This is a genomic window from Paenibacillus sp. P36, assembly GCF_045866505.1.
Classification (GTDB): Bacteria; Bacillota; Bacilli; order Paenibacillales; family NBRC-103111; genus Paenibacillus_E; species Paenibacillus_E chondroitinus.
This window is the reverse complement of record NZ_AP038372.1, coordinates 7841110-7865841: the sequence shown is the minus strand read 5'-3', so window position 1 is coordinate 7865841 and position 24732 is coordinate 7841110. Positions and strand designations below refer to the sequence as shown.

Genomic DNA, 24732 nt, shown 5'->3' with positions numbered 1-24732 from the left:
TTTTCCCTTAATGCTTATCCCTTAGATGCCCAGTAATCTTGCAAACCAAGGAGAAACGGTATGAATAAAGAAACGCGAAGGCATAGGGACTTTCCAATGCAAGTACTTGCTGAAGAAGAGGCCTAGGGTGAGAAAAGTAAAAAAACCATAGGTCATCTTGATCGAGCCCTTCTCTTGCCTTAGCATCCTGCGATCGATGAGAAGCGAACCTGCCATCGTAATCAGAAAACATATCATGAATATGCGATCCAATAGGTTACATCCCCTCTTTGATAACATTTTTGTTGATCAGGCCGGTTTCTTCAATGGTAGCACTGACGTGAATGCGGAACTCCGCATCCTTGAAATAAGCTTCCCATTTCGCTTCTATACCATTGTTCCACTCATACGGGTGGCTTCGCCAAACAGTCAAACCAAGATGAGCAGAGTCCGTTCCTTCTTTTTGCATTTGCTTAACCGCCGCCTGAATGGACCTGATGATTTGTTCCGCAAGTTGCTTCTCAACTTTCCGCATCACCTTGGCCTTGTTCAGATCCAGATTCGATAGATCTTCTTGCACGGAGCCGCTCGCGTCGATGAGGATATCAAAGATGACCTTGTCTTGTTGAAGTTTAGGTTTGATCTGCGTTTGTCCTTTCGTCACTGTAATGGAAATCTTGTTGGCGTTTCCCTCTTCTGGCGGGAAGGAGACGAGATATTCCTTCACATGATTCCTCAGCCACATGAGCCCTTCTGCCTCGTGGTCCTTGTAAATGCCAACCAAGCGGTCGCCTTTAAATTGTCCATACCCAATCATTTGAATTTCATGGGAAGGTTCCTTGGAGGCTTGCGATTGCTTTGGTTCCAAATAAGTCAGGATTGGATCGCTGTTGAAGCTCAACGTAATGCCAATGTCCTTGGTGGAAGTACCCAAGGACTGCCTGGATTTCGTCAGCTCCCTAATGACTTCAGCCGGAAACCGTTCGAATTTCGGCTCGGTGTTCAGCAGGTCATAGCCCTTTCCTTTGGTTATGACCAGGAAGGATGTCATCCGGCTTTCTGGTGAGCGTGGAACGGTGTCGAAGATCGCACCAATGCCTTTTTTGGCCAACTTCTCTCCAATTACGATCGTCCTCCGATGGGAGAGAAACAAACGACGCGACATGCGCATCTGGAGCCTTGTGTTGGCTTCGTGAAACGTAGCGCCTACATCGGAATCGATGTAGTAGCTCTTGCCGCCAGCGGTGCCTCCGCCTCCGCCGCTTGCACCTCCCATGGAACCGGGGAGAGGCAGCATGTAGGATACACGTAATTTACCGTCATCCTCCAAGTCGACGGCAGACGTGAGAACAAACGCGATGTCGTTGGTTTCCGTACGATCCCAGCAGCCTGTCAGGCAGACAATTAGGAGGGGGAGCGGTAAGAGCTGGCATAGCCGTCTAGGATGAACCATTCTGATTGCCCTCCTCACTGGAGTGATGCTTATGCTGGATCGAGCTTCCGTCTAGGCCTCCGTCCTGCATGATTTGTTGACTGAGTTTGTCATCCATTCGGTGAGCATCTTGAACGGGCAAGAATTCCGGACGTTTGGTAAGATCCCACCAAGGGGCACGAACGAATACATCCTTGATATCGCCCGAGGATAGAGGTCCGATAGGTGACAAGTAAGGCACGCCAAAAGAGCGGAGGTTCGCCATATGTCCGATTAAAATCATCAACGAGAAGAAGATGCCATAGAAGCCGAAGACCGCTCCCGCCAAAAGGATGGGGAAACGCAGCATACGAATGGCGATGGCGCCGTTAAAGCGCGGGATTGTGAAAGAGGCAATCCCGGTAATGGAAACAACGATAACCATTGGTGCAGAGACAATCCCGGCTTGCACGGCTGCCTGTCCGACGACCAGCGCTCCTAAGATGGACACCGCAGAGCCAACCGCTTTGGGAAGTCGGATGCCGGCTTCGCGCAGCGCCTCGAACGTTATCTCCATGATGAAGGCCTCTACGGCCGCGGGAAACGGTATGGCTTCTCTGGATGCCGCAACGCTTAGCATTAAGGTCGTTGGTAGTAGTTCTTGATGGAACGTCGTTATCGCGACATACAAAGCGGGCGTCGTCAGCGATAAAAAAACGAAGACATAACGAAGCATCCTTAGGAGAGAGCCGATTTGGAACCGCTCATAGTAATCCTCGGACGTCTGCATCGTTTGAATGAAAACAAAAGGCACGATGAGCGCAAACGGCGTGCCGTCCGTGAGAATGGCCACTCGTCCCTGCATCAAGGCCCCGGCCACAACATCAGGCCGCTCCGTATACTGCATCTGCGGAAAGGGGGAGTATGCATTGTCTTGAATCAGCTCTTCAATCATGCCGGACTCCAGAATCGCATCGATCTTGATGAGCTCCAGCCGTTTGACCACCTCCTCGACAAGGGAGGGCATCGCCAAGTCATCCATGTAACAGATGACGAGATTGGTGTTGCTCTCTTTGCCGACGCACATGGATTTCATTTTCAGCCTGGGCGTCTTCAGCTTGCGGCGGATCATCGAGGTGTTCGTGCGAATGCTTTCCACGAACCCCTCCTTTGGTCCGCGCACGACGGTCTCAGTCTCCGGCTCTGCAACGGAGCGCTTTTCTGTTCCGCGGATGCCGAGCAGGATGGCCTTCGCGTTTCCTTCAACGAGCAGGGCGGCGTCCCCGCCCAGCACGGAAACGAGCAGGTCTCCGTAATTATCGGAGATCTGTGTTTGGGAGACGGGGAGAATGGCGTCTGCGATGCGCTGGACGGACGTCTCGCCGCCGCCAATCAGCATGAGCGACTTCATCGTATCATTCAGCAGTTGGGTGTTCGTGAGTCCGTCTACGAATAACAGCAGTGCGGGAATGTTCGGCTCAATGTCAAATTGGCGAACGACGACATCGGAGCAGTCCTGGAAAATGGCTTTAATGAAGGCGTGATTATCATCCAATAGCAAAGAGAGCGGTGTTTTCTTCAACTCTTCAATGAATTGATAGTCCAGCGAATCATGTAGACCTTTTTGCTCGCCACTGGAATCCTCCTGCTTGTTTGATGTGCGCTTGCGCAGGATGCTTTTCATCAATGGATTGGATGTTTTGACCATGCGAATGGCACCTCCCGCCAGAATGATCATAGGAATGCGTTTATTATTCTCTGCGAAATGAAGGATTTTATTACGAAAGTTGGAAAATTTTATTGTGTCCCTGACTTGAAGGCAGATCAGTATAGAGGGAAAGCCCTTGGCAAAAGCTAACGTGACAAGGAATTAGAAGGAAGTTTTTCGCGCCAGGAAGAGGGGGTGGAGCTCGTGATTTGGGTGGTTGGTATACTGCTTCTTTTCATTTTTCAGACAGCTACGATATTGATTGGTGAGTACAAAAGACCCGCCAAGACGGTGGCTTGGCTGTTCGTATTATTTATTCTCCCGATCATCGGTTTCCTCATGTACTATTTCTTGGCGAAGGAATACACCCAGCGCAAAACGGTTCGACGCAAAGGGCGCCGTAGAAGTTCTGAAACCAGGTACCAATGGCTGGGCATGGGAAGCCATAACCAGGAGAGAATCGAGGAGCAGCACTATCAGCTCTTAGAGGACTCACGGCTATGCGGGTTGCTTCACAACATTCCGGGCTCGGCCATTTCGCCGAATAACCGTGTGAAAGTGCTGACCAATGCGGATATCACGTATGAGGCGATGCTCGAAGCTATCGAGAAGGCCGAGAAGCATATTCATTTTGAATTTTATACAATTCGGCATGATGCCATAGGTAACAGATTTCAAGAAGCGCTCATTCGCAAAGCGCTGCAGGGGGTGAAGGTCCGCGTCATTTATGACGGAATCGGCTCTTACTCGCTTTCGTCAGCCTATATAAATAGATTTAAACAGGCGGGGATTGAGGTTTATCCCTTTTTGAGACCACTTATTGCGTTTTTCGATAAACGAATGAATTACCGTAATCATCGCAAAATCATTGTTATTGATGGATTGGTTGGTTTTGTCGGGGGTATTAACATCGGAGACGAGTATCTGGGAGGGGATCCCAAACTTGGCTTCTGGCGTGATACGCATCTTATGCTGCATGGGGACTCGGTGTATTATTTGCAGACGACTTTTATGACGGATTGGCTGTTCGTAAGCGGGGAACGTTTGGCTGATGAATCCATGTATCCGGAGCATCACGAATCGGAGACATCCTTGGTTCAAGTGATTTCAAGCGGCCCGGACGCTTACTGGGATGCGATACAGGAGATGTTTTTTGCGGGAATTGTCGCGGCCAAGAAGCGGGTGTATATGACGACACCCTACTTTATTCCGGATGCAAGCATAACGATGGCGCTCAAAACGGCCGTTCTCAGCGGTGTGGATGTCCGCATCATCCTTCCTTACAAAGCAGATTCCCGTATTGTTCAATATGCCTCCCGCTCCTATTTATTAGAGCTCATGCAGGCCGGGGTTCAGTTCTATCTCTATCGGAAAGGATTCATGCATGCCAAGGTCATGATCATCGATCATATGATGGCAACCGTAGGAACCGCCAATGTGGATATGCGCAGCTTTTTTAGCAATTTTGAATTGAATGCGGTTATGTTTAATCAGGACGTGATTGATCGTCTGGAAGCGGACTTTTGGATGGATTTAAAAGATAGCGATGAATTGAAATTGGCCGAATTTGAGCAAAGATCGCGATTGGAGAAGGGGAAAGAAGTGATTGCCCGACTGTTATCGCCATTATTCTGAGGAGTTCTATACAGAACTACTATCTAGCCGAGTCGGGCTAAAATCGCGTCCAGATTTTGGAGAGGGACCCCTTCAATCAAGTCGCCGTACTTCTTTAACCGGTCGAGGACCGTATGCAAATTGAATTCACGAGGGCTAGGACGCAGTTCAACCTCTTTCCATAACAGGGGAGTGGAGACGGATGCGTCTTTTTTGGCGCGCGGCGTATAGGGAGCGGAGAGTGTTTTCCCGTACCAATGCTGCAGGTAGTCGATATAGATTTTATCCCCGCGGTTCTTCTTAAACCGTTCGATCGTAAACAGATTCGGGTAAATTTTGACGACATACGAGGCGATAAAATAGCCGATTTTCCGCAGCTGCTCGAACGTGTAGCCAGGCTGAATTGGAATATAAATTTGGACGCCTGTGGCGCCGGAAGTTTTGGCAATGGACTGAATATGCAGCGAGTCCAGCACCTCGCCGATGATATGCGCGGCTTCCATAATGCGCGGCTCTTCCTCCAAAGTCGGGTCGATATCAATCAGCCACTCTGCCGGCAGCGTACTGCCAATATGGTGAAAAGAGGGGTGGAACTCCAAACAAGCCAGATTCCCCAGCCAAAGAAGCGTAGATAAGGAGTCCAAGTTAACGTACTGAATGCCATCGAGCGGAGCCAGCTTCACGAAGCTAGGTACCGGATCGGGGGCGTTTTTTTGGTAAAAGGACTTCTGATCATACCCGTTGGGGAAGCGGATGGTCGTTAAGTGTCGGTTGCGGCAGTAACGCAGCAGGTAGGGGGACAGCTCGGATAATTTGGAGAGATAATCTCCTTTCGTTATGCCTGCTTCAGGCCATAGAAGCTTATTGGGGTTGGTGATGGTCAGCTCATGACCTTCCACGAGCAGTGTTCCTTTGGTTGTGACCGCCATGGGAATATCCCTCCTGCACTTTGTTTAGTTCTGATTATTCCCTCTAGGACGAGTTCTCAAACTTTCGATGCGATTTCCATGCTCGAAGTGGTTGACAAAACTCGAAGAATAAATCATAATAATAAAAGTAAATAACAAATAGTAAGTAACATATGAAGTGGAAGAAGATGCTGTTTTGTTATTAAATTTATTTTATATATTATACTAAATCACATGTGATGGAGGAGATTTTATATGAGTAACAATGCGGTAGAGAAAAGCAATGCTTTCCTGAAAGCTGTTAAAGAAAGACGTACGTATTATGGACTAAGTAAAGGAACTGTTATTTCTAACGAACGCATTCAAGAGATTGTGAACGAGGCTGTGAAATATACACCATCGGCTTTTAACTCACAAAGTGCCAGAGTTGTTGTCTTATTCGGCGATCAATCCGATAAATTATGGAGCATCACCAAAGAAACGTTGAGAAAAATCGTACCTGCAGGCAGCTTTGCGCCAACAGAAGAAAGAATTAACGGCTTCAGCAACGGTTCCGGTACGGTTCTTTTCTTCGAAGATCAAACCGTTGTGGAAGGACTTCAAGCTCAGTTCGCCTCTTATGCCGATAACTTCCCGATTTGGTCGAACCAATCTTCCGGCATGCTGCAGCTCGTTGTTTGGACGGCGCTTGAGCAAGAAGGTCTTGGTGCCTCCTTGCAGCACTACAATCCGCTGATTAATGATGAAGTTGCTCAAACATGGAATATTCCAAGCGAGTGGAAGCTGATTGCCCAAATGCCTTTTGGTAAACCAACTTTTGTTCCTGGCGACAAAGAGTTTCAACCGCTTGAAGATCGTGTAAGATTTATCTAATCGCTAATCATGGCTAGAATGCCCCTTTCATTGTCGAACGACAGTGAAGGGGGTTTTTTAATTTATTTTTAAAATAAGCAAACCGCCTATGCCTGAGCTTCGTTACCTTAAGTAGCAAAAATAAGGAGGAGTCATCGCGCATGGTTAATGTGAAAAAAGTAATCCTATCTTCCCTTGTATTATTAGGTCTAGCAGCAGGCGCTACGGCTTTATCAGCCGCGGCGGCGGAACCGCTGAACGTGAAATCCGAAACGGATATTGCGGGAGACTTGGGTATTCTGCAAGGAGATGGCAGCGGTTTGACCGCGGAATATTTGAACAAATCGACGACAAGACTGCAAGCGGCGGTTATGTCTCTGAGGTTGAAAGGCTTGGAATCCGAGGCGCTGGCTTATAAGGGGACTGAGAATTTTAAGGATGCAAGCGGCGTTTCCAAGGAGAATCAAGCGATTCTTGGTTATTTGAAAGCGAATCCCGCTCTGGGCTGGCAAGGAACCGGTTCCGATACTTTCGAACCTATGGCCGGTATTACAGCGCAGCAGTATTACAAAGTTTTGCTGGAATCCCTTGGCTACGGGCAAGGCACTGATTTTCAGTACGATGATGTCATTACGTTTGCAGCCAAAAATGGTTTGTCCAAGATTGCTGGTGTGCAATCATTCAAGAACCTACATATCGCGACCGCTACACTCGAGGCATTAAAAGCGCCAATCAAAGGGTCATCCAAAACACTGGCGGTAGACCTAAGCGACAAGGGCAAAATTAATGCGAGTAAACTAAGTAGTCTCGAAACTCCGGCGCTTAGCTTGAAGATGAGCGATGCTTTAGGAAGTTATTTAACAGATGCCAAAGGGATGACTTTATACTATTTTACTAAAGATGTAGCGGATGTTAATTCTTGCGTAGACGCTTGTTTGGCGAACTGGCCGATTTTCAATGCCAATAATTTTACAGTTCCCGCTGAATTCAGCGCGGCCGACTTCGGAGTTTTCACGCGTGCTGACGGCAAGGATCAACTCACTTACAAAGGGTGGCCGCTGTATTACTTCGCGAAGGATCAGAAACCGGGAGACACGGTTGGCGATAATGTGGGCAAGGTTTGGTTCGTGATTAAGCCTTCCAATGGCGGAATCGCGATTGGCACGAAGCCCGATCTTGGTAATTATTTGACAGATGCTAGCGGCATGGCGCTGTATTACTATGATAAAGATACGAAGGGCGTTAGCAATTGCTCAGGCAAATGCTTGGAGAAATGGCCGGTCTTCTACTCAAGTGCAATATCTGCCCCTACCGGAGTGAATTCAGCCGATTTCGGCACCTTGGTCCGCGCTGATGGCAGCCTGCAAACGACGTATCAAGGATTCCCGCTGTATTACTGGGTGGATGACAAGAAAATGGGAGACACAACGGGACAGGACGTTGGCCATGTTTGGTACGTGATTGATCCTGCAAAATTTAGTGGCACAAAAGCTGTGAATTCCTCTGTAAAAACAAGTAAATCCGATGCGTTAGGTACTTACTTAGTCGATCAAAACGGCATGGCTCTGTACTTGTTTACCAAAGATAAAGCTGATCCTAACTCCTGCGTAGGTCCTTGTTTGGTAAATTGGCCGATCTTCTACGACGAGAACCTGACGGTTTCCGCGGATCTTACGGCAAGTGATTTCGGTGTTCTGACGCGAGCTGACGGTAAAAAGCAAAGCACTTACAAAGGCTGGCCGCTTTACTACTGGGTAAAAGATCATCTTCCTGGTGAAACGACAGGACAAAATGTAGGCAAAGTCTGGTTCGTTCTCGATCCGGCGAAAACAGAAGCAAGATAAATAAGACAGCTTTCAAACGCTCCGGCATGCTGGCAAGCTCAGCGATGCCGGGGTTTTCTTTTTCTATAAATCTATTGCCAAGACAACATGCGGGGAGATAAGGTAGTAGTATTAACTTTATTTCCACTCGGAGTGTGCCGAATATGCGAAATCGAACGGATGCCGAACTCATGAAGTTGGTCTTGGGTAAGCACCATCCTGCATTGGAAGAGCTTTACGATCGTTATGCAAAGCTTGTGTACTCCTTTGCGCTGAAGTCCTTGAAAGAGGAACAGGCGGCTAGAGAAATTGTTCAGCTTGTTTTTACGCGGCTCTGGACGACGGAGAAGGGGTATGACGCAAGCAAAGGCGGCTTTGTAAATTGGATTATTACCGTTACGAGGAATATAACGATTGATTATTTAAGGAAGAAACGAAGACTTGAGCAAGTGGTCCGTTTCGAACCCAGAGAATGGGAACATTCCCTTGTTTCTGACGCTCCGGATCCGGAGTCCGTGATCTCACGCAAATGGATCGGGGAACAAATTCACGAGGCCTACGTGCATTTGTCCGAGAGCCAGATTCAATTGATCGATATGATGTATTGGCAAGGTTATTCGTTAAGCGAGATAGCCTCTCAAACCAACGAACCGGTGGGTACGATCAAAAGCCGCCTGCATCAATGTTTAAAAATACTTCGTAAGCATCTGACATCACTGAGGGAGGGATGACGTCATGAAAGAACATGAAACTGTGGATTGCAATGATTTGGTCAATTATTTGACCGGCGATTGCACAGAGCTAGAACGCGCGGCTTTCGAGCGGCATCTGCGAACTTGTGCCAGCTGCCGCGAAGAATTAAGAGACCTGCAAGATGTTTGGCAGGCTTTGCCTTTTGAAATGGAAGAAGTGGAGCTGCCGCCGGACCTAAAGCAGGAGGTCATGCAGTCCATCCTGCCACCAGCTAAGCTTAAGACGATAACAAATAAGAAAAAACGGTCATACAAATGGATATACGGGTTGTCCGCTGCGATTATCTTAGGATTGGCCGTAGGGATTTGGTGGAGCAGCCAACCGAATAATTCAGCCCTATCCGCGAATCCGGGCTTAAGTGAGCCGGCAGAAATCATGCATACGTTCCAATTAAAGTCCGTTGAGAGCACAATGCCAACGGCTTCAGGAACGGCGTGGGTGCTTCAGAACGGCGATGTTCACAACGTGGTTATTAATTTGCAAGGCCTCCAGGAAACAAAGGGAGATACGGCGTACCAAGTTTGGTTCAATCGGAACGGAAAACGGTATAACTGTGGAACGCTCCGCGTTGATGAGAAAGGCACAGGGGTGCTGACTTACAGCATTCCGGTGAAAGGCAAGGACTTTCAGATCGATTCCTTCGGCGTTACGCTTGAGCCCGATCCTAATGGGCTGCAGCCACGCGGGAAGAAGATATTGGGCACCTCCTAGAACGCTGCCTATGAAAACGAATAAGTCGCTTTATGAACGAACGGGTTCATGGTGCGGCTTGTTTGCTTTGCTCTATCTTGGCAAACGCGCGGCCTAGAAGGACGACGAAGTCGGTTATCTTTGTGAATGCGTGCCATGGGCTGAGGTCAAGGGAACCACGGGGCGTTATTTCACGGGAAATAACCGTTTGAGCCTACAAGGGGAACTGTGGTCTCTTATTTCGTAACTTAGGCGCGATTGGGGGCTCATTTCGCTGAAATAAGAGCCACCAGTTCCCTTCATATGTGGAATCCGCGCTTTTTACTAAAATAGCGCCCTGTAGTTCCCGACATTAGGGCCTTCTCTATCCAGTGCCCGGTGCCCTAGTTACCAGTCTTTCCCCGGCGATATCGGGAATGAGTAGAAAATCGGGGAATTCCTTGACAAGACAAGGCAAATTTCAGATGATGGCTTCAAATGCCAAGGTGTGACTTGGCGAATCTTTATCCATGAGGAGAATGAGATTGTGTTGTTATCCATATTGATTTTTGTTGTTGCAGGGTTAGCGGAAATTGGCGGGGGTTATCTGGTTTGGCTATGGCTGAGGGAGTCCAAGCCCTTGTGGTACGGTATCGTGGGAAGTATCATCCTCATCGTATATGGGATTATTCCAACCTTGCAGAGCTTCCCTTCGTTTGGTCGAGTGTACGCTGCTTATGGTGGAGTGTTCATCATACTAGCCGTGTTATGGGGATGGGTCATCGACAAAAAAACACCGGACCTTTACGACTGGACCGGAGCGGTTGTCTGTGTCATCGGTGTTTCCATCATGTTATGGGCGCCCCGGGGTTAGGGGCTGCTTCAACGAGCGAGCTTTGTTTCTCCGTGCTTGCGATTCCAACCTAACAGTATCATCGAAATAAGCGCTCCGATTAAACCGAGTCCCATATCTTTTTCTGAGTCAAAGACATCCCCTTGCATACCGACGTACTCCTGGCCAACTTGACCTGCTACATATGCAGCCCCCATTTCTATGATTTCGAAGAAGGCACTGATACCGAAAACGACCGCTACGGGCATCGCATATGACCAGAAACCTCGCATTCCGCCGGCGCGGGTCAGCCATTCGCGGACCGGATATGCCCAAAGCAGCCCGAACAGGAGATGCACAACCCGATCATAGTAGCTGCGATGGGTATGGAAGGCTCCTTTCAGCCAAACGTCGAAAGGAGTGCCTTGATAGGTATAATGCGCCCCATAGGTATGAAAGCACAAGAAGATAAAGATGAACAAATAGGACAACTGAGAGAGAGGAAATTTTTTATAGGTGAAAAGAAGGACAAGAATGACAGAGACAAGCAGTATGTTTTCCATCAGCCACTGCATGCGATCCGTTGGTGTGATCGCCATAAACACCCAGTACACCACAAAAACAGTGATCATCACGTACAAAGGCCATTGCTTTTTACCCATCCCCATCAAGTCCACCTTCTCTAGATGACTATTTTGAATAACAAATCTACTTATTCTTATAGTGTGGACAGAAATACAAACGTCATGCGGGCCCTTAGGTAATAACCTTCAACCACAGATATAGACCAAGTAAAGTGATGAGCAGCGTAGGGATCGTAAGCACGATACCGATTCTAAAATAAGTCCCCCATGTGATCGTTACCCCTTTTTTCGAAAGAACGTGGAGCCAGAGCAGTGTCGCCAGCGACCCGATCGGTGTCATTTTAGGCCCCAAATCCGAACCGATCACATTGGCATAAATGAGAGCTTCTCGAATCACGCCGTCAGTCCCTGTGCCATTTACCGCTAATGCGCCAATCAATACGGTCGGCAAATTGTTCATAATCGAAGAGAGAATAGCGGACAGGAACCCCATGCCTACAGAGGCGGCCAACAAACCATACCCCGAAATAACTTCAATTAATTCTCCTAAAGCATCGGTTAAACCGGCATTTTTTAAGCCGTATACGACGACATACATGCCAATTGAAAAAATAACGATAGCCCATGGAGCGTCTTTGACGATCTGCTTCGTTTGGATGGCCTTGCTGCTGCGGGCAAGCAGAAGAAAGACGAGCGCAGCGATTCCTACGATGAAGGAGACTGGGATTTTAACGAATCCGCTGGCCAAATATGCCGCTAACAAGACACCCAGAATGACCCAGGACAGTCGGAAAAGCCGAGGATCTCGAATGGCGGCAGATGGATCTTTGAGATGAGTCCCGTCATAATCCGCAGGAATATCTTTTCTGAAGTATAGATACAGCACCAGCAGGCTTGCTCCTAATGAAAAAAGGCTGGTGACGAACATCCGGCTGGCATAAGTCGTAAAATCAATATTGAAAAAATCGGCCGACACAATATTCACCAAATTGCTGACAACAAACGGGATGGAAGTTGTATCCGCGATAAACCCGCTGGCCATGATGAAGGGGAGAATCATTTTATCCGGAAATTTTAAAGCCCGGACCATGGCGAGCACAATAGGCGTCAAGATGAGCGCAGCACCGTCATTGGCGAAGAAGGCCGAAACTGCGGCTCCCAGCAGGATGACGTAGATGAACATGCGTTTGCCATTGCCCTTGGCCATACGCGCCATATGCAGGGCTGCCCACTCGAAGAAACCGATGTTATCGAGGATGAGGGAGATCAGAATAATACCAACAAATGCCAAGGTAGCATTCCAAACGATCCCTGTTACGGTGGCAACGTCCTGCAGAGAAACAACTTGAAAAATCAGTGCCAATAAGGCGCCTGCCGAAGCGGAGTAGCCGATATTAAGTCCCCGTGGCTGCCAGATGACGAATGTAATGGTAAGTAAGAAAATAAAGACCGCCAAATAAATCATGTGTTCCTCCCGACTCGGATTTCTTCAACATTTTCATAGTTCCTCTATCATTTGTCAATGCTTAAATCAAAGATTTGATAAAGGGGGCCAAACCATACCTTTAAATCGAAGTAGTGTGTTAAAATGATGTATCTTATTTTCGAGGTGCAGATATGTCCAAAGAACGATTACCCAAAGCGGTCTACGAGCAGCTAGCTTTATTTCGATATCAGATCCGAAAGTTTATTCATTTCAGTGAGTCAGCGGCGAGAGCGCATGGGCTCACTCCGCAGAATCATCAGCTGATGCTGGCGATAATGGGGTTTCCGGGGCGGGATTATGCAACGCCAAAGGAGCTTGCCGAGCGCTTGCAAGTTACTCCGCACGCCTGTGTGGAATTGATTAACCGCTGTGAACAGCTTCAATTGGTGTATCGTGTGCCTAATCCGGATGACGGGCGGAGCATATTTATCCGTTTGTCGGAGTCCGGCATGCGCCTGTTGGAGGACCTTTCGGAGATTCATATGAATGAATTGAAGAATATCGGGCTTTTGGAATTCCCTGAAGAGGGATAATGTCATATAAATTAACATTGAATTAAATATATTAATTCGTTGTCTGAAAATCAGGTGTTTAAATGTTATGTAAATTAACATAACCACTTGATTTTTATCGCAACACGATATATATTTTGTAATAAGTAAGTATAATTGGTTTGCGGTGATGTCACTTTTCTTACATTTATAAAAAAATTAATTACGTGCATCCTGCACGTTAGCGCTGGTGAACCAACATGACAACAAACAAAGTGAAAAGCGTCTGTCCCTACTGCGGTGTTGGCTGCGGAATTGTGCTTGAAGTATCCGGAAACCGCGTGCTCAAAGTGACGGGTGATAAAGAGCATCCGACTAATTTTGGCCGACTGTGCACCAAGGGTAATACCTGTGCGCAAGCTATCGCAGAGTCTGGGCGGATGGAATACGCATATAAACGTTTAGCGCGTAAGAAAGAACCTGTCAAAACCGGGATGGCCGATGCCATCAAGGAGACGGCGAAGCGGTTGCGTTCTATCGTTGACAAGTACGGTCCGAATGCCATGTCTTTTTATGTGTCGGGCCAAATGTCGCTGGAGGCGCAATATCTGGTTAATAAGCTGGCGAAAGGCTTCATCCGAACCAATAACATTGAATCCAATTCCCGCTTATGTATGGCTAGTGCAGGCAGTGGCTACAAGCTGTCGCTTGGGGCGGATGGTCCGCCGGGATCGTATCAGGACATGGACCGCACGGATTTGTTTTTCGTCATTGGCGCCAATATGGCGGATTGCCATCCCATTCTCTTCCTGCGAATGATGGATCGGGTGAAAGCGGGAGCCAAGCTGATTGTGGTAGACCCCCGCCGTAACGCGACAGCAGACAAAGCAGGACTCTATATGCAAATTAAGCCTGGGACTGATCTTGCACTTCTGAATGGCCTGCTGCACTTGCTTGTGAAAAATGGCCATACGGACCCGGCTTTTATAGCGGAGTTCACGTCCGGATGGGAAAGTATGCCGGCATTCCTGGAAGACTACACGCCGGATAAAGTTTCTGAACTAACCGGCATCCCCGAAGCCGACATCCGTCAAGCGGCATTATGGATTGGCGAGTCGCCGGAATGGATGACGTGCTGGACGATGGGGCTGAACCAGAGCACTCACGGAACTTGGCATACCAATGCCATCTGCAACCTGCATCTGGCAACAGGCGCCATCTGCCGACCGGGAAGCGGGCCCTTCTCCCTTACGGGCCAACCCAATGCCATGGGGGGCCGGGAGATGGGGTACATGGGCCCTGGCTTGCCAGGACAGCGATCCGTACTGGCACCGGCTGACAGGGATTTTATGGAAGACATGTGGGATGTACCGCGGGGAACGTTGAAAACCGAAGTAGGAACAGGCACGGTGTCGATGTTCGAAAGCATGCAGGCCGGAGATATCAAAGCCTGCTGGATTATTTGTACGAATCCGGTCGCAACGGTGCCTAACCGCAGGAACGTGATTGCAGGTCTTGAGGCCGCAGAGCTCGTTATCGCGCAGGATGCCTTCTATGAGACAGAGACGAATGCGTATGCGGACATCCTGCTTCCCGGCGCCTTATGGGCGGAGGCCGAAGGCGTCATGATCAACTCCGAGCGGAATTTGACGCTGATGGAGAAAGCGGTCGAGCCTCCCGGCGAAGCGATGCCGGATTGGCAAATCATCGCCAAGGTTGCTTGCGAGATGGGGTATTCCGCTGCGTTCACTTACACGTCCTCGGCGGAAGTGTATCAGGAGATTCAGCGGGCGTGGAATCCTAAGACCGGCTACGATATCCGGGGAGCCTCTTATGAACGGCTGCGCGAAACACCGATGCAGTGGCCGATTGCGCCGGAAAGCCGGAATGATCGCAATCCGATTCGTTATTTGAATGACGGAGTCAGCCAGCATTTGAAGGAACTTGCGGATGGAACACGTCCGCGCATTGTTTTTGCAACGGAAAGTGGGAAAGGGATATTTTTGGCCCGGCCCTATTTGCCGCCGGCGGAGATGCCGGACTCCGATTACAGCTTCGTGTTGAATACGGGCCGGTTGCAGCATCAATGGCATACCATGACGAAGACGGGCAAAATACCGACGCTGAATAAGCTGAACCCCGGTCCCTTTCTCGAAATTCACCCGGAGGATGCCGAGTCGCTTGGCGTCAAGGAGCAGGACAAAATAGAAATTCGTTCGCGTCGCGGACTTGCAATTTTACCTGCGGTCATTACCGATCGCGTGAGGCCGGGGAACTGCTTCGCTCCTTTTCATTGGAATGATGTGTTCGGAGAGAAGCTGGCCATTAACGAGGTGACAAGTGATGCGGTTGACGGCATCTCTTTTCAACCGGAACTCAAGTATTGTGCGGTTTCACTAGCTAAACAGAAGGAGGAAGTGAAGATGGCTACGATGGCACCTATCGATACACTTGCAACGATGCTCGGCATTCAATCCTCACCGCCGATGGCGCTGGATAATCATGAGAAGATGTATCTTTCCGGATTTTTGACAAGTCTTCGAGCGGAAGATTCACGTCAGGTGCCAGGTATTCCTGTTCTGCCTCCTACAGCGCCTTTGGAGGCATCCAAACGGTATTGGCTGGACGGTATGCTGGCTGGTATGTTCTCTCGCACTTACCTTCCAGAAACCATAGCGCTGCCTGTGATAACGCCCGAGACCCCGCCAGAAGTGAAAGCAGCAGAAACAACGCAGTCTGATAAAGAATCGGTGACGATACTGTGGGCCTCCCAAACAGGGAACGCAGAAGGGGCAGCTATCCAATGCGCGCAGAAAATGCAAGAAGCCGGCTACAACGTGCGTCTCATGAATATGAACGCCTATGCAATGGCTGATTTAATCGCGGAACGTTACGTTTTCTTTTTGGTTAGCACGTTCGGTGCCGGAGATCCGCCGGATAACGGTGAGAGCTTCTGGAACGCGCTAAAAGGAGAAACAATGACGCGGTTGCCTGAGCTGAATTACTCCGTCCTGGCCTTCGGGGATTCCAACTATGATCTGTTTTGCGGCTTTGGGCGCAATTTGGATGCGCGTTTGGAGCAGTTGGGGGCTAAACGCCTTAACGGGCGGGTCGACTGTGATACGGATTACGAGGAACAAGCCGCAGCGTGGATGAAAGCCGTTGTGACGAAACTAAGTGAACCGGCTGCTACGGTTACAACCGAAACCCAAGTGACCTATGACCGCAATCATCCATTAACTACACGAGTGGTAAAGAGCAGGCTTTTGAACGGGGAAGGTTCCGAAAAAGAAACCCGTCACTATGTTTTCGATCTAGCGGGCAGTGGGATGTCTTACGAGGCCGGGGATGCACTTGGCGTATGGCCAACCAATGATCCGCAGATGGTCTCTGACATATTGGAAGCCGTTAAGGTGGATCCATCGACACAGGTGACGGTAAAAGACAAAGGGCAAATGACCGTCACCGAGGCGCTTCGCCGTCACTTCGAACTTGCCAGGGTCACTCCGGCGATTATGGAGTTCATCCAGGAACGTGCCCATAGTGAAATGCTGGGTCATTTATTAAACAATAAAGCGGAGCTGAAAAAGTGGCTTTGGGGCCGCCAATTGGTTGATGTGCTGCAAGCATACCCAATGAGTAAAGCTGTCTCCGCAGAGGAACTTCTACAAGTGTTAAAACCGCTGCAGCCTCGCTTGTATTCCATTTCCTCCAGTCCCAAAGCGAAAGCTGATGAAGTCCACATTACTGTATCAACCGTTCGTTATGAAATCGAGGGCAAACCGCGGACCGGTGTTTGTTCCGGATTCCTGGCGGATCGCGTCCAAGGCGAGGGCGAGGTGGGACTCTTTATCCAAAAGACCGCTCACTTCAGACCGCCGGCCAATCCGGACGCTGGCATGATCATGATCGGACCGGGGACTGGAATTGGGCCTTTCCGGGGCTTTCTTCAAGAGCGTAAGGCGACCGGGGCCAAAGGAAAGAACTGGCTCATTTTCGGGGAACAGCGCGCAGCGTGTGATTTCTACTTCCAAGAGGAGCTGGAGACCATGCGGCAAGAGGGAACGCTGCACCGTCTGGACACCGCTTTTTCTCGTGACCAAGAGGAGAAAATCTACGTTCAGCACCGCATGCTGGAGCATGGGGCAGAGCTGTGGGCATGGCTGAAGGCTGGCGCTCACTTCTATATTTGCGGAGACGCCAGTTCAATGGCCAAAGAGGTGGATGCCACGCTGAAACAAATCATTCAGCAGCATAGCGGCATGAGTGCAAGTGAAACGGAGAGTTATGTGAAAGAAATGTCGCGTACCAAACGATATGCGAAAGATGTCTATTAAGTTTCAAAGAGAACGCGCCCTGTCTGGGAGAGATTATATCCTTGGATAGGGCGTAGTTCGTTATGGAAAACCTCGGATTGCAGCACTTCTTTTACCCGTTCGATCCAGGCCAGGTTCTCTGGTTTCTTCAGCATAACAAGATCAACGCGCTCTTGAATGAGCGGAATGAAATCGACGCCACCGACCATAGAAGCCGCTTTTTCGATCCCTACGCCGAAATCTCCTTCCCCTAGAGCTACTTTGCCTGCGACGCCCATATGATTCGATTCCTCACGTTCATAGCCGATAATGTCCCGATAGGAAATGCCATGCAGACGGAGCTGCTCATCGAGCAAAACGCGGGCGCCGGAGCCCTTTTCGCGATTAATCAGCCGAAGGCCTTTCTGCTTGAGATCCGCCCAGCCCTGAATCTTCTTGGGGTTTCCTTGCTGGACATAGAGACCTGCCGATCTTGAGACAAGATTGATGACAACGTAAGAGGAGCCGATCAGTATTTTGCGAACATAAGGAATGTTGTACTCGCCTGTGTCACCATCCAAGAGGTGTGTGCTGACGATGTCGGTTTCCCCTCTGTACATAGCGATTAAGCTGTCCAAGCTTCCGACATAAGATCGTAGAGGCCATCTGTTAGGGATCTTTTTCTCGATATGTTTGGCCAAAATGTCCAAGCTGATATCCTGACCGGTGATGACAAGCGTGTTTTTGGGGACGGATGACAAGCCTGATGAAGTGCCTGACGATGTAGTTGATGGCGCTGGTTCCGGAGTGTCAGCTTTGGGTGAAGCTAGCATATCACCTTTGGCGCGCGTTTTATAAGCCTCCAAGTCCGAGGCGTCTACACGCATTTGCTTACCTACCCGATAGGCGGGTAAATCCCCTTTTTTAATAAGATCATAGACCGTTAGTTTGGAGATTTTTAAAAGCTTCGCGATCTCTTCCGTGGTATAGGATATATCGGCTGTCATGGTCACCCTCCGTGCGCTCTCGTTATTCGTTATCCTCTATCATAAGCGGATCTATGGTGTAAGACAATCTTAATCCCTTCTAGAAAAAAGAATGATTATATAATAGAATGAAACTAAACCATGCTATTTATATTTAAATAGATACAATAATGATGATGGAGGGGTTATTTTGTTTAAAAAAGGACTATTTGGTTATGTTTTATTGCTTTTAGTTATTACTTCAATGGTATTTACAGGGTGCGCTAGTACGAAAGAGCCAGCGGCGACTGCTCCAGCAGCGACTGCTCAAACGACGCAAGCTACACCATCGCCAGCACCGGCCGCAACAGCTTCAACGCCGGCGGAGAAAGTGGAATTGACCATTTCTGCTGCTGCCAGCTTAACGGATGCTTTGAAAGAAATTCAAACCAGCTATGAAGCTAAAAATAAACAAATTAAGCTGAACTATAACTTTGGCGCTTCTGGAGCGCTTCAACAGCAAATTGAGCAGGGAGCTCCAGCCGACGTATTTTTATCGGCAGCGACCAAAAATATGAAAGCACTCGTTGACAAACAGTTGATTGACGCCGCACAGCAAAAGAACCTGCTGATCAACGAATTGGTGCTTGTTGTGCCGGCAGATGGCAAAGTAGCGGTTCAGAAAGTGGAAGATCTAACATCTGATGGTGTTAAACACGTTGCGATTGGCGAGCCGCAAACCGTTCCTGCAGGAAGTTATGCCAAAGAAGCACTGACACAAACAAAGCTTTGGGATGGGCTGCAAGCCAAAATCGTACAGGGGAAAGACGTTCGCCAGGTACTGACTTATGTAGAATCAGGAAATGCTGAAGCTGGTTTCGTCTACAAAACCGATGCGCTGACTTCGCAAAAAGTGAAAGTTGCTCTAAGCGTAGACTCCAAAACTTACACGCCGATCGAATACCCGGCTGGTATTGTTAAAGCAACAAAACATAGCAAAGAAGCTGCGGATTTCTATGCGTATCTTCAAACGAAAGAAGCACAGGATGTCTTTGTGAAATACGGTTTCACGATTCCAAAATGATGGAACAAATCGCTTGGCGTGACTTCTTTGATCCCATCCTGCTTTCACTGAAAGTAGCGGCGGTATCCAGTGTATTCGTTCTTATCCTTGGCGGCTTGGCGGCCTGGGGAATGTCGCGGCGAAGCTTCCGCGGGAAGTCCTTCGTCGAAACGGCGATTCTGCTGCCTCTGGTGCTGCCGCCGACCGTTGTTGGCTTCATCTTGCTGGTGGTTCTCGGCAAAAAGAGCTGGATCGGTGCAGGGATGGAGATGTTATTTAATCAGTCGATTATTTTTACATGGGGTGCTGCCGTCATCGCTTCGATTGTGGTCGCTTTTCCCCTTGTGTATCAAACGATGAAAACAGGCTTTGCCTCCGTTAGCAGAGACGTGGAGGATGCAGGAAGATCATCGGGAGCCAAGGAGTGGCAGGTGCTGCGTTATATCACGCTGCCACTTGCGTGGCGCTCGATAACGGCCGCATACATCCTTGGTTTTGCACGGGGGTTGGGGGAGTTCGGTGCAACGCTCATGATTGCGGGCAACATCCCGCACAAGACGCAGACGCTGCCGACAGCGATTTATATCGCAGTGGAGTCGGGGAACCAGACCCTCGCGTGGTGCTGGGCAGGGGCGATTATTGTGATCTCCTTTGGGTTGGTTTTGTTCGTTAATCGCAAAAGTGTTAATTAAGAAACTAAAGCGTGTTATTTCGTCAATTTTGCCGAAGTAATACGCTTTAGTTTTTTATTTGCGGTTATTTCGTTGTAGGTGGCAGGAAACCTAGTGCTCGCAGCGGGCCATGGTACATGATATTACACATATATTTGGCTAGCTCAGCCGGGGTTTGTTGCCGTCCGTTTCGGATCCATTCCAGGATGAAGCCGAAGTGGGCGGAAGACACGTAGCCGATCAGGATGTCGGCCGGCACAAGCAGAATGTTGTGGGGCTGAGATTCAATCAGCTTGCGGTACATATGGGAGTGAATGGTTTCCTTCATCAAAATGGAGAAGGACAAATCCCCATTGGGACCGAGCATGACCTCGAAGAAATCCGCCTGCGAGTCGAAATACGCATAGAGACGAATAAGACCGTCGTACACTTTACCCTCTAAAGCTTGGTTAAACATATCTCTTGGCTCCAACTGTGCGACGATGTGCAGCAGCCCTTCATGGAATTCAGCTTTGATGTGTTCACGCAAATCCAGTACGTCTTTGTAGTGCAAATAAAACGTACCGCGGTTTATATTTGCTTTGCGTGTCAGATCGCTGACGGTGATGGTCTCGAGTCCTTTTTCTTTAATAAGCGCCACCAAGGCGTCGCGAAGCGCTTGTTTCGTCTTCGCTTTCCTTCTGTCTAACTTCTCCAACATGTCCGAATGCCCCCGAAAAATGATTTTATAGCGATAATCAACAGTGATTTCCGATGGTGTTCATTACGCGACAGTTCCTTGAAACATTGCGCATTGATCGTTTAATAAACCTGATTATAATCAACAATGTGGTCATTATTCAACAACTTGTTGATTATTAATTAGGAGGTTATTCCCATGTCTTTTTTCAAAATGAAGACTGCCCGTATAGGTTTCGTTGTGGTTTTCGTCGTCATTCTCGTTTTCGGGCTAGCTTTAATGGGTTCTGTGCTGAGTGCAAAACCACAAAATTTGCCTGTAGCGCTCGTCGTCCTCGATCAACCTGCTACACTGCCTGATGGCAGCGCGTTAGCAGTTGGAGAGATGGTGAAAGAGAAGCTGAAGGGCATCGCAGAACTTCCAGTTAAATGGGTGGAGGTCAGCTCGGAAGCGGACCTTGAGACCCAGCTTGATGAGCAGAAGGTGTACGGCGCATTGGTGCTCCCCGCAGACTTAAGCTCGGGTGTCGCTTCGCTGCAGTCACCTTCTCCGAAGCCAGCGACTGTCCGTATCGTGCTGAACGAAGGGACTAACGCGCAGGCCGTCTCGGCTGTCCGAATGATTCTGCAGCAGGTAACGAACACGATAAGCTCGCAGTTGTCTGGGCAATTGCTTGGCCAAATTGGACAGCATACACAGCAAATGCCGGTATCTGCTGCAAACGCGCTTTTGCATCCGTTCCAATTGACGGAGCAAGTCGTACATCCCGCAGGCTCGAATAATGCAAATGGCAGCGCGCCGAACCTGCTTGTGCAAATCATGTGGTTGGCCTGCATGGTGGCATCCGCCTTCCTGTTCGTTACCGCTCGGCAGCACGGCCAAAATAGACGCAGCCTAGCTAGTACAGTTGCCTCTCAGCTCACAGTTGGCGTGCTGCTCGTGACAGCCGCCTCGGCGTTCTTGCTGTGGATGGCGCATGCCTGGTATGGCATGGCGATTGCACAGCTGGGGGCAACCTGGCTGTACCTCTGGCTCATGGCAGTGGCATTCTTCCTCGTGCAGACGGCGCTGCTCAACTGGATTGGACTGCCGTCGATGCTGCTGCTCGTGCTCATCTTCTTCTTCTCGATACCGGTTATCGGCATGCCGCAGGAATTGCTGCCGCAAGTGACGGTCGATTGGCTGTACTCATGGACGCCTTTACGCTATGCGGCTGCGGGCCTTCGCAGCATCATGTATTTCGCTGGCAAAGGGACGCTGAGCCAAAGCCTGTATGTGCTTGCCGGCATGGCTGCTGCTGGCTTGATTTTGGCCGCTCTAGCCGTGTTTAAGCCTCGCAAGGCGGCGCGTCCTTCGGTTGCAGCGTAAGCAATCTATGACAATTCCACCCACCGGCCTCAGGCTGATGGGTTTTTCTTTTTCAGGAATGGCGATAATAAGGAATACCGATGAAACAAGTGGAGGAATGTATGGAACTAACGCCTGTAATTCCTTTCGAGCCGATTAGCACAGAGGCATTGCCCGAGTCTGGCGATTGGGTGGCGCAAATCAAGTGGGATGGCGTCCGAATGCTTACGTATTTCGATGGCAACGAAGTCCGTCTCATCAACCGGAGATTAAACGATCGAACGATGCAATACCCGGAGATAGCTAATATTTCAACCTACTGCAAAGCCAAGTCCGTTATTTTAGACGGGGAAATTATTGCGCTCAAAGACGGGAAGCCATCCTTTCATGAAATCATGCGAAGAGATGGGGTAAGAAACTCGAAGAACATTCCACAGCTCCTAAAAACCGTCCCCGTCGTTTATATGATTTTTGACATCCTGTTTCATGATGGACAATGGGTGGTTGATCAACCACTGCAACAACGGCAGCAGCTTTTATCAAAAGTCGTCTCGACGGGTGAAATGATCCAGCTTGTTCCTAACCATTCCGATCCTGCCTCGTTATATGCCGTGATGGAGCAGCATGACATGGAAGGGATTGTGCTGAAAGATTTAAACAGCAAATACCAACTTAACGGCAAAGATAAGCGATGGATGAAAAAGAAAATTATTCATGATCTTGTCGCTGTCGTAGGCGGGGTAACGAAGAGAGGGAACTTAGTAAATGCTGTTATGCTGGGGCTTTATGACGATGCCGGGGAGCTGTGGTACATAGGCCATGCAGGAACCGGAAGGCTGACGCAAAGTGATTGGAGATCGTTAACCGAAGTCACGGATAAAATGGTTTTGGAGAAAAGGCCGTTTATCAACACGCCCGAAAGGTCCAAAGAAGCCATCTGGATTCAACCTCTCATTACAGTTAAAATCAATTATATGGCCTGGACGCGAGAAAGAAATTTACGCCAGCCAAGCATTCAAGCTATTGTTTCCGTATCGCCTGAGGAGTGCAATTTCAGCCAACTCTAGCAACTAGCTCAACAAAGAAAAGCGCTCATCCTTGAAATCCAAGGATCAGCGCTTATTTATTTTACGTAACAGATTCCTTCGCTTTTTTCGCTCGAGGCTTAGCTTTTGGTTTCTTTTCCTCCGTAACGGTCGCATCAGACTCCAACGTCACTTTGCCGTCATCAGCGGATTTGGTGGCATCAAGGCTCGCTTGCAGAGCGGCCATAAGGTCGATAACGCTCGTTTTTTGCAGGGCAGGCGCGGCTTGCACTTCTTCTCCCGCAATTTTGTGCTCGATCGCTTCGAGCAATCGTCCCCGATATTCATCTTTATATTTTTCCGGTTCAAAAGGAGAAGATAACTGGCTGATCAGCATTTTGGCCATGTCTAACTCCCGCTCGTTCACAGTTACCTTTTCCGGCAAGTTGGGAACTTGCGAGATGGGACGAATTTCGTCGGGGTAGAAAATGGTTTCAAGCGCCAAGCAGTTCTCAATGACACGAATCGCGGCTAGGGAGCTCTTGGAGCGGATCGAAACTTTGGCGATGCCGATTTTGCCGGTTTGGCGCATCGAATCAAGCAGCAAATTATAAGCTCCCGCACCCGTATCCCCAGGCCCTAAATAGTATGTTTTTTGAAAATAAACAGGGTCGATATCCGTCAAGTTGACGAAGTCCAAAATTTTGATCTCTTTATTCGCTTCTCCTGAGATCGTTTCCAACTCTTCCTTTTCAAAAAGGACGAATCGCCCTGGTTCATATTCATAACCTTTCGTAATTTCATCCCACTCTACTTCTTTGTCGCAAGTCTGGCATTTACGTACATAAGCAAGTGGGGTTATGCAGGTTTTATGTATATATCGCATGGAGATGTCCTTATCTTCCGTAGCCGAAAACATTTTCACAGGCACATGTACAAGTCCGAAAGAGATAGCGCCTTTCCAAACCGTATGCATCGCTTGATTCCTCCCCAAATGAGCTTCATTGTACTAGTATTCTCTTGATTTCTTTCCTTTATACGGATGCGATTTGAGAGAATGGTTTGCTTCCGGAGTGGGTACGTTAATGATGCAAGTTTAATGCTAACTAGCTTGTCATAGGCAAAGCTAATGCTAAGGAGGGATTCACGGATGGCACAAGATTCAAATGCAACCCAAGATACAAGTAATCAGGGTCAAGAAGATCATTTTATGGATATTGACCGTATGATTAACGAGGGCTTGGGAGGCGGCAACGTCACCATGCATAACGGATTAATCGAGTCCACGTCAACGGATACGATGGATCATCCAGAATCCGTATTGGATGAGCCATGAACCTTCATCGCGCACAGGAAATTTTAGCCGCTGATGAAAAGATTACGGTTGAACTTAACGGCGTTCCCGTCTGGATCGACAGTGTCGACTCCAACAAAGCGCTTGCTAAGGTTCACGCCGAGGAAAACCCGGCCGATTCCCGATTAGTGACTGTTCAAGAACTTGAAGAGGTTCACTGAGGAAATGGCAAGCCGGCCCCGATGCGATTCGGGGTCGGCTTTTTTTCATTTCAGGTTGCTGT

The 24732-nt window shown here is 48.9% G+C and carries 23 protein-coding genes; 14 read left to right on the top strand and 9 right to left on the bottom strand.

Translation table 11 applies throughout. From position 1 onward, the window contains the following. Nucleotides 1-21: 21 nt before the first annotated feature. Genes ACKTT9_RS34525 through ACKTT9_RS34515 form a run of 3 tightly spaced genes read right to left on the bottom strand, consistent with a single transcriptional unit; the run spans nt 22 to nt 3098 of the window. The gene (locus ACKTT9_RS34525; RefSeq protein WP_407869554.1) at nt 22-252 is read right to left on the bottom strand and encodes a hypothetical protein; all 231 of its coding nucleotides are present in this window, start codon (nt 250-252) and stop codon (nt 22-24) included. Between the two features lie 4 nt (nt 253-256). Further along, nucleotides 257-1432 carry a Ger(x)C family spore germination protein gene (locus ACKTT9_RS34520; RefSeq protein WP_407869553.1) on the bottom strand — a complete coding sequence of 392 codons (1176 nt, stop codon included), beginning with the start codon at nt 1430-1432 and terminating at the stop codon, nt 257-259. Further along, on the bottom strand, nt 1419-3098 hold the full coding sequence (locus ACKTT9_RS34515) for a spore germination protein (RefSeq protein ID WP_407869552.1): 1680 nt from the start codon (nt 3096-3098) through the stop codon (nt 1419-1421). Before ACKTT9_RS34515 ends, ACKTT9_RS34520 begins: the two co-directional genes overlap by 14 nt. A 204-nt stretch (nt 3099-3302) precedes the next feature. Here ACKTT9_RS34515 and cls point away from each other — a divergent pair, with 204 nt between their 5' ends. Further along, nucleotides 3303-4733 carry a cardiolipin synthase gene (gene cls, locus ACKTT9_RS34510; RefSeq protein ID WP_407869551.1) on the top strand — a complete coding sequence of 477 codons (1431 nt, stop codon included), beginning with the start codon at nt 3303-3305 and terminating at the stop codon, nt 4731-4733. A gap of 23 nt (nt 4734-4756) precedes the next feature. Here the strand turns inward: cls and ligD are convergent, their stop codons facing one another. Further along, entirely contained in the window at nt 4757-5641 is an 885-nt protein-coding gene (ligD, locus tag ACKTT9_RS34505) for a non-homologous end-joining DNA ligase (RefSeq protein ID WP_407869550.1), read from the bottom strand. A gap of 234 nt (nt 5642-5875) precedes the next feature. On the opposite strand from ligD, the gene ACKTT9_RS34500 reads away from it, so the two are divergent. The 5 genes from ACKTT9_RS34500 to ACKTT9_RS34480 all read left to right on the top strand — a co-directional run bounded on the left by ACKTT9_RS34500 (nt 5876) and on the right by ACKTT9_RS34480 (nt 10591). Then, nucleotides 5876-6493, top strand: a complete 618-nt coding sequence (locus tag ACKTT9_RS34500; RefSeq protein ID WP_407869549.1) for a nitroreductase family protein — start codon at nt 5876-5878, stop codon at nt 6491-6493. Nucleotides 6494-6633: 140 nt separating this feature from the next. Further along, nucleotides 6634-8316, top strand: a complete 1683-nt coding sequence (locus tag ACKTT9_RS34495; protein ID WP_407869548.1) for a hypothetical protein — start codon at nt 6634-6636, stop codon at nt 8314-8316. Nucleotides 8317-8459: 143 nt separating this feature from the next. Then, complete coding sequence (locus ACKTT9_RS34490) at nt 8460-9026, top strand: sigma-70 family RNA polymerase sigma factor (RefSeq protein ID WP_127453570.1); 567 nt, start codon at nt 8460-8462, stop codon at nt 9024-9026. A gap of 4 nt (nt 9027-9030) precedes the next feature. Next, nucleotides 9031-9759 (top strand): anti-sigma factor domain-containing protein, encoded by a 729-nt coding sequence (locus tag ACKTT9_RS34485; protein WP_407869547.1) that lies wholly within the window; start codon nt 9031-9033, stop codon nt 9757-9759. A 505-nt stretch (nt 9760-10264) separates the two neighbouring features. Continuing rightward, on the top strand, nt 10265-10591 hold the full coding sequence (locus ACKTT9_RS34480; protein ID WP_407869546.1) for a YnfA family protein: 327 nt from the start codon (nt 10265-10267) through the stop codon (nt 10589-10591). 8 nt (nt 10592-10599) lie between these two features. Here the strand turns inward: ACKTT9_RS34480 and ACKTT9_RS34475 are convergent, their stop codons facing one another. Together ACKTT9_RS34475 and ACKTT9_RS34470 are read right to left on the bottom strand one after the other, a co-directional pair. Then, a complete protein-coding gene (locus tag ACKTT9_RS34475) occupies nt 10600-11211 on the bottom strand; it encodes a DUF2238 domain-containing protein (RefSeq protein ID WP_407869545.1) in 612 nt (203 codons plus the stop codon). 94 nt (nt 11212-11305) lie between these two features. Next, the gene (locus tag ACKTT9_RS34470; protein WP_407869544.1) at nt 11306-12598 is read right to left on the bottom strand and encodes an arsenic transporter; all 1293 of its coding nucleotides are present in this window, start codon (nt 12596-12598) and stop codon (nt 11306-11308) included. Nucleotides 12599-12750: 152 nt separating this feature from the next. Between ACKTT9_RS34470 and ACKTT9_RS34465 the strand changes: the two genes are divergently transcribed. Beyond that, nucleotides 12751-13152 (top strand): MarR family winged helix-turn-helix transcriptional regulator, encoded by a 402-nt coding sequence (locus ACKTT9_RS34465; protein ID WP_407869543.1) that lies wholly within the window; start codon nt 12751-12753, stop codon nt 13150-13152. Nucleotides 13153-13370: 218 nt separating this feature from the next. Further along, on the top strand, nt 13371-17447 hold the full coding sequence (locus tag ACKTT9_RS34460) for a sulfite reductase subunit alpha (protein WP_407869542.1): 4077 nt from the start codon (nt 13371-13373) through the stop codon (nt 17445-17447). Here ACKTT9_RS34460 and ACKTT9_RS34455 read toward each other — a convergent pair. Then, nucleotides 17444-18412: a substrate-binding domain-containing protein gene (locus tag ACKTT9_RS34455; RefSeq protein WP_407869541.1), complete on the bottom strand. Its 969-nt coding sequence runs from the start codon at nt 18410-18412 to the stop codon at nt 17444-17446. The two genes, ACKTT9_RS34460 and ACKTT9_RS34455, sit on opposite strands and share 4 nt — an antisense overlap. 169 nt (nt 18413-18581) lie before the next feature. Between ACKTT9_RS34455 and modA the strand changes: the two genes are divergently transcribed. After that, nucleotides 18582-19454: a molybdate ABC transporter substrate-binding protein gene (gene modA, locus ACKTT9_RS34450; protein WP_407869540.1), complete on the top strand. Its 873-nt coding sequence runs from the start codon at nt 18582-18584 to the stop codon at nt 19452-19454. Beyond that, nucleotides 19454-20125 (top strand): molybdate ABC transporter permease subunit, encoded by a 672-nt coding sequence (gene modB / locus ACKTT9_RS34445; protein ID WP_157318050.1) that lies wholly within the window; start codon nt 19454-19456, stop codon nt 20123-20125. Before modA ends, modB begins: the two co-directional genes overlap by 1 nt. A gap of 64 nt (nt 20126-20189) precedes the next feature. Here the strand turns inward: modB and ACKTT9_RS34440 are convergent, their stop codons facing one another. Continuing rightward, the gene (locus ACKTT9_RS34440; RefSeq protein ID WP_407869539.1) at nt 20190-20804 is read right to left on the bottom strand and encodes a TetR/AcrR family transcriptional regulator; all 615 of its coding nucleotides are present in this window, start codon (nt 20802-20804) and stop codon (nt 20190-20192) included. 177 nt (nt 20805-20981) lie between these two features. Between ACKTT9_RS34440 and ACKTT9_RS34435 the strand changes: the two genes are divergently transcribed. Further along, a complete protein-coding gene (locus ACKTT9_RS34435; protein ID WP_407869538.1) occupies nt 20982-22151 on the top strand; it encodes an ABC transporter permease in 1170 nt (389 codons plus the stop codon). A gap of 101 nt (nt 22152-22252) precedes the next feature. Continuing rightward, entirely contained in the window at nt 22253-23197 is a 945-nt protein-coding gene (locus ACKTT9_RS34430) for an RNA ligase family protein (RefSeq protein WP_407869537.1), read from the top strand. A gap of 61 nt (nt 23198-23258) precedes the next feature. Here ACKTT9_RS34430 and ACKTT9_RS34425 read toward each other — a convergent pair whose 3' ends face one another. Next, nucleotides 23259-24131 (bottom strand): Ku protein, encoded by an 873-nt coding sequence (locus tag ACKTT9_RS34425; RefSeq protein WP_407869536.1) that lies wholly within the window; start codon nt 24129-24131, stop codon nt 23259-23261. A 174-nt stretch (nt 24132-24305) separates the two neighbouring features. On the opposite strand from ACKTT9_RS34425, the gene ACKTT9_RS34420 reads away from it, so the two are divergent. Both ACKTT9_RS34420 and ACKTT9_RS34415 read left to right on the top strand, forming a co-directional pair. Beyond that, nucleotides 24306-24491: a hypothetical protein gene (locus tag ACKTT9_RS34420; protein ID WP_127453534.1), complete on the top strand. Its 186-nt coding sequence runs from the start codon at nt 24306-24308 to the stop codon at nt 24489-24491. Next, nucleotides 24488-24670, top strand: coding sequence for an H-type small acid-soluble spore protein (locus tag ACKTT9_RS34415; protein WP_315953766.1), 183 nt, complete (start codon nt 24488-24490; stop codon nt 24668-24670). The genes ACKTT9_RS34420 and ACKTT9_RS34415 overlap by 4 nt, the downstream gene beginning before the upstream one ends. The last annotated feature ends 62 nt before the right edge of the window (nt 24671-24732 follow it).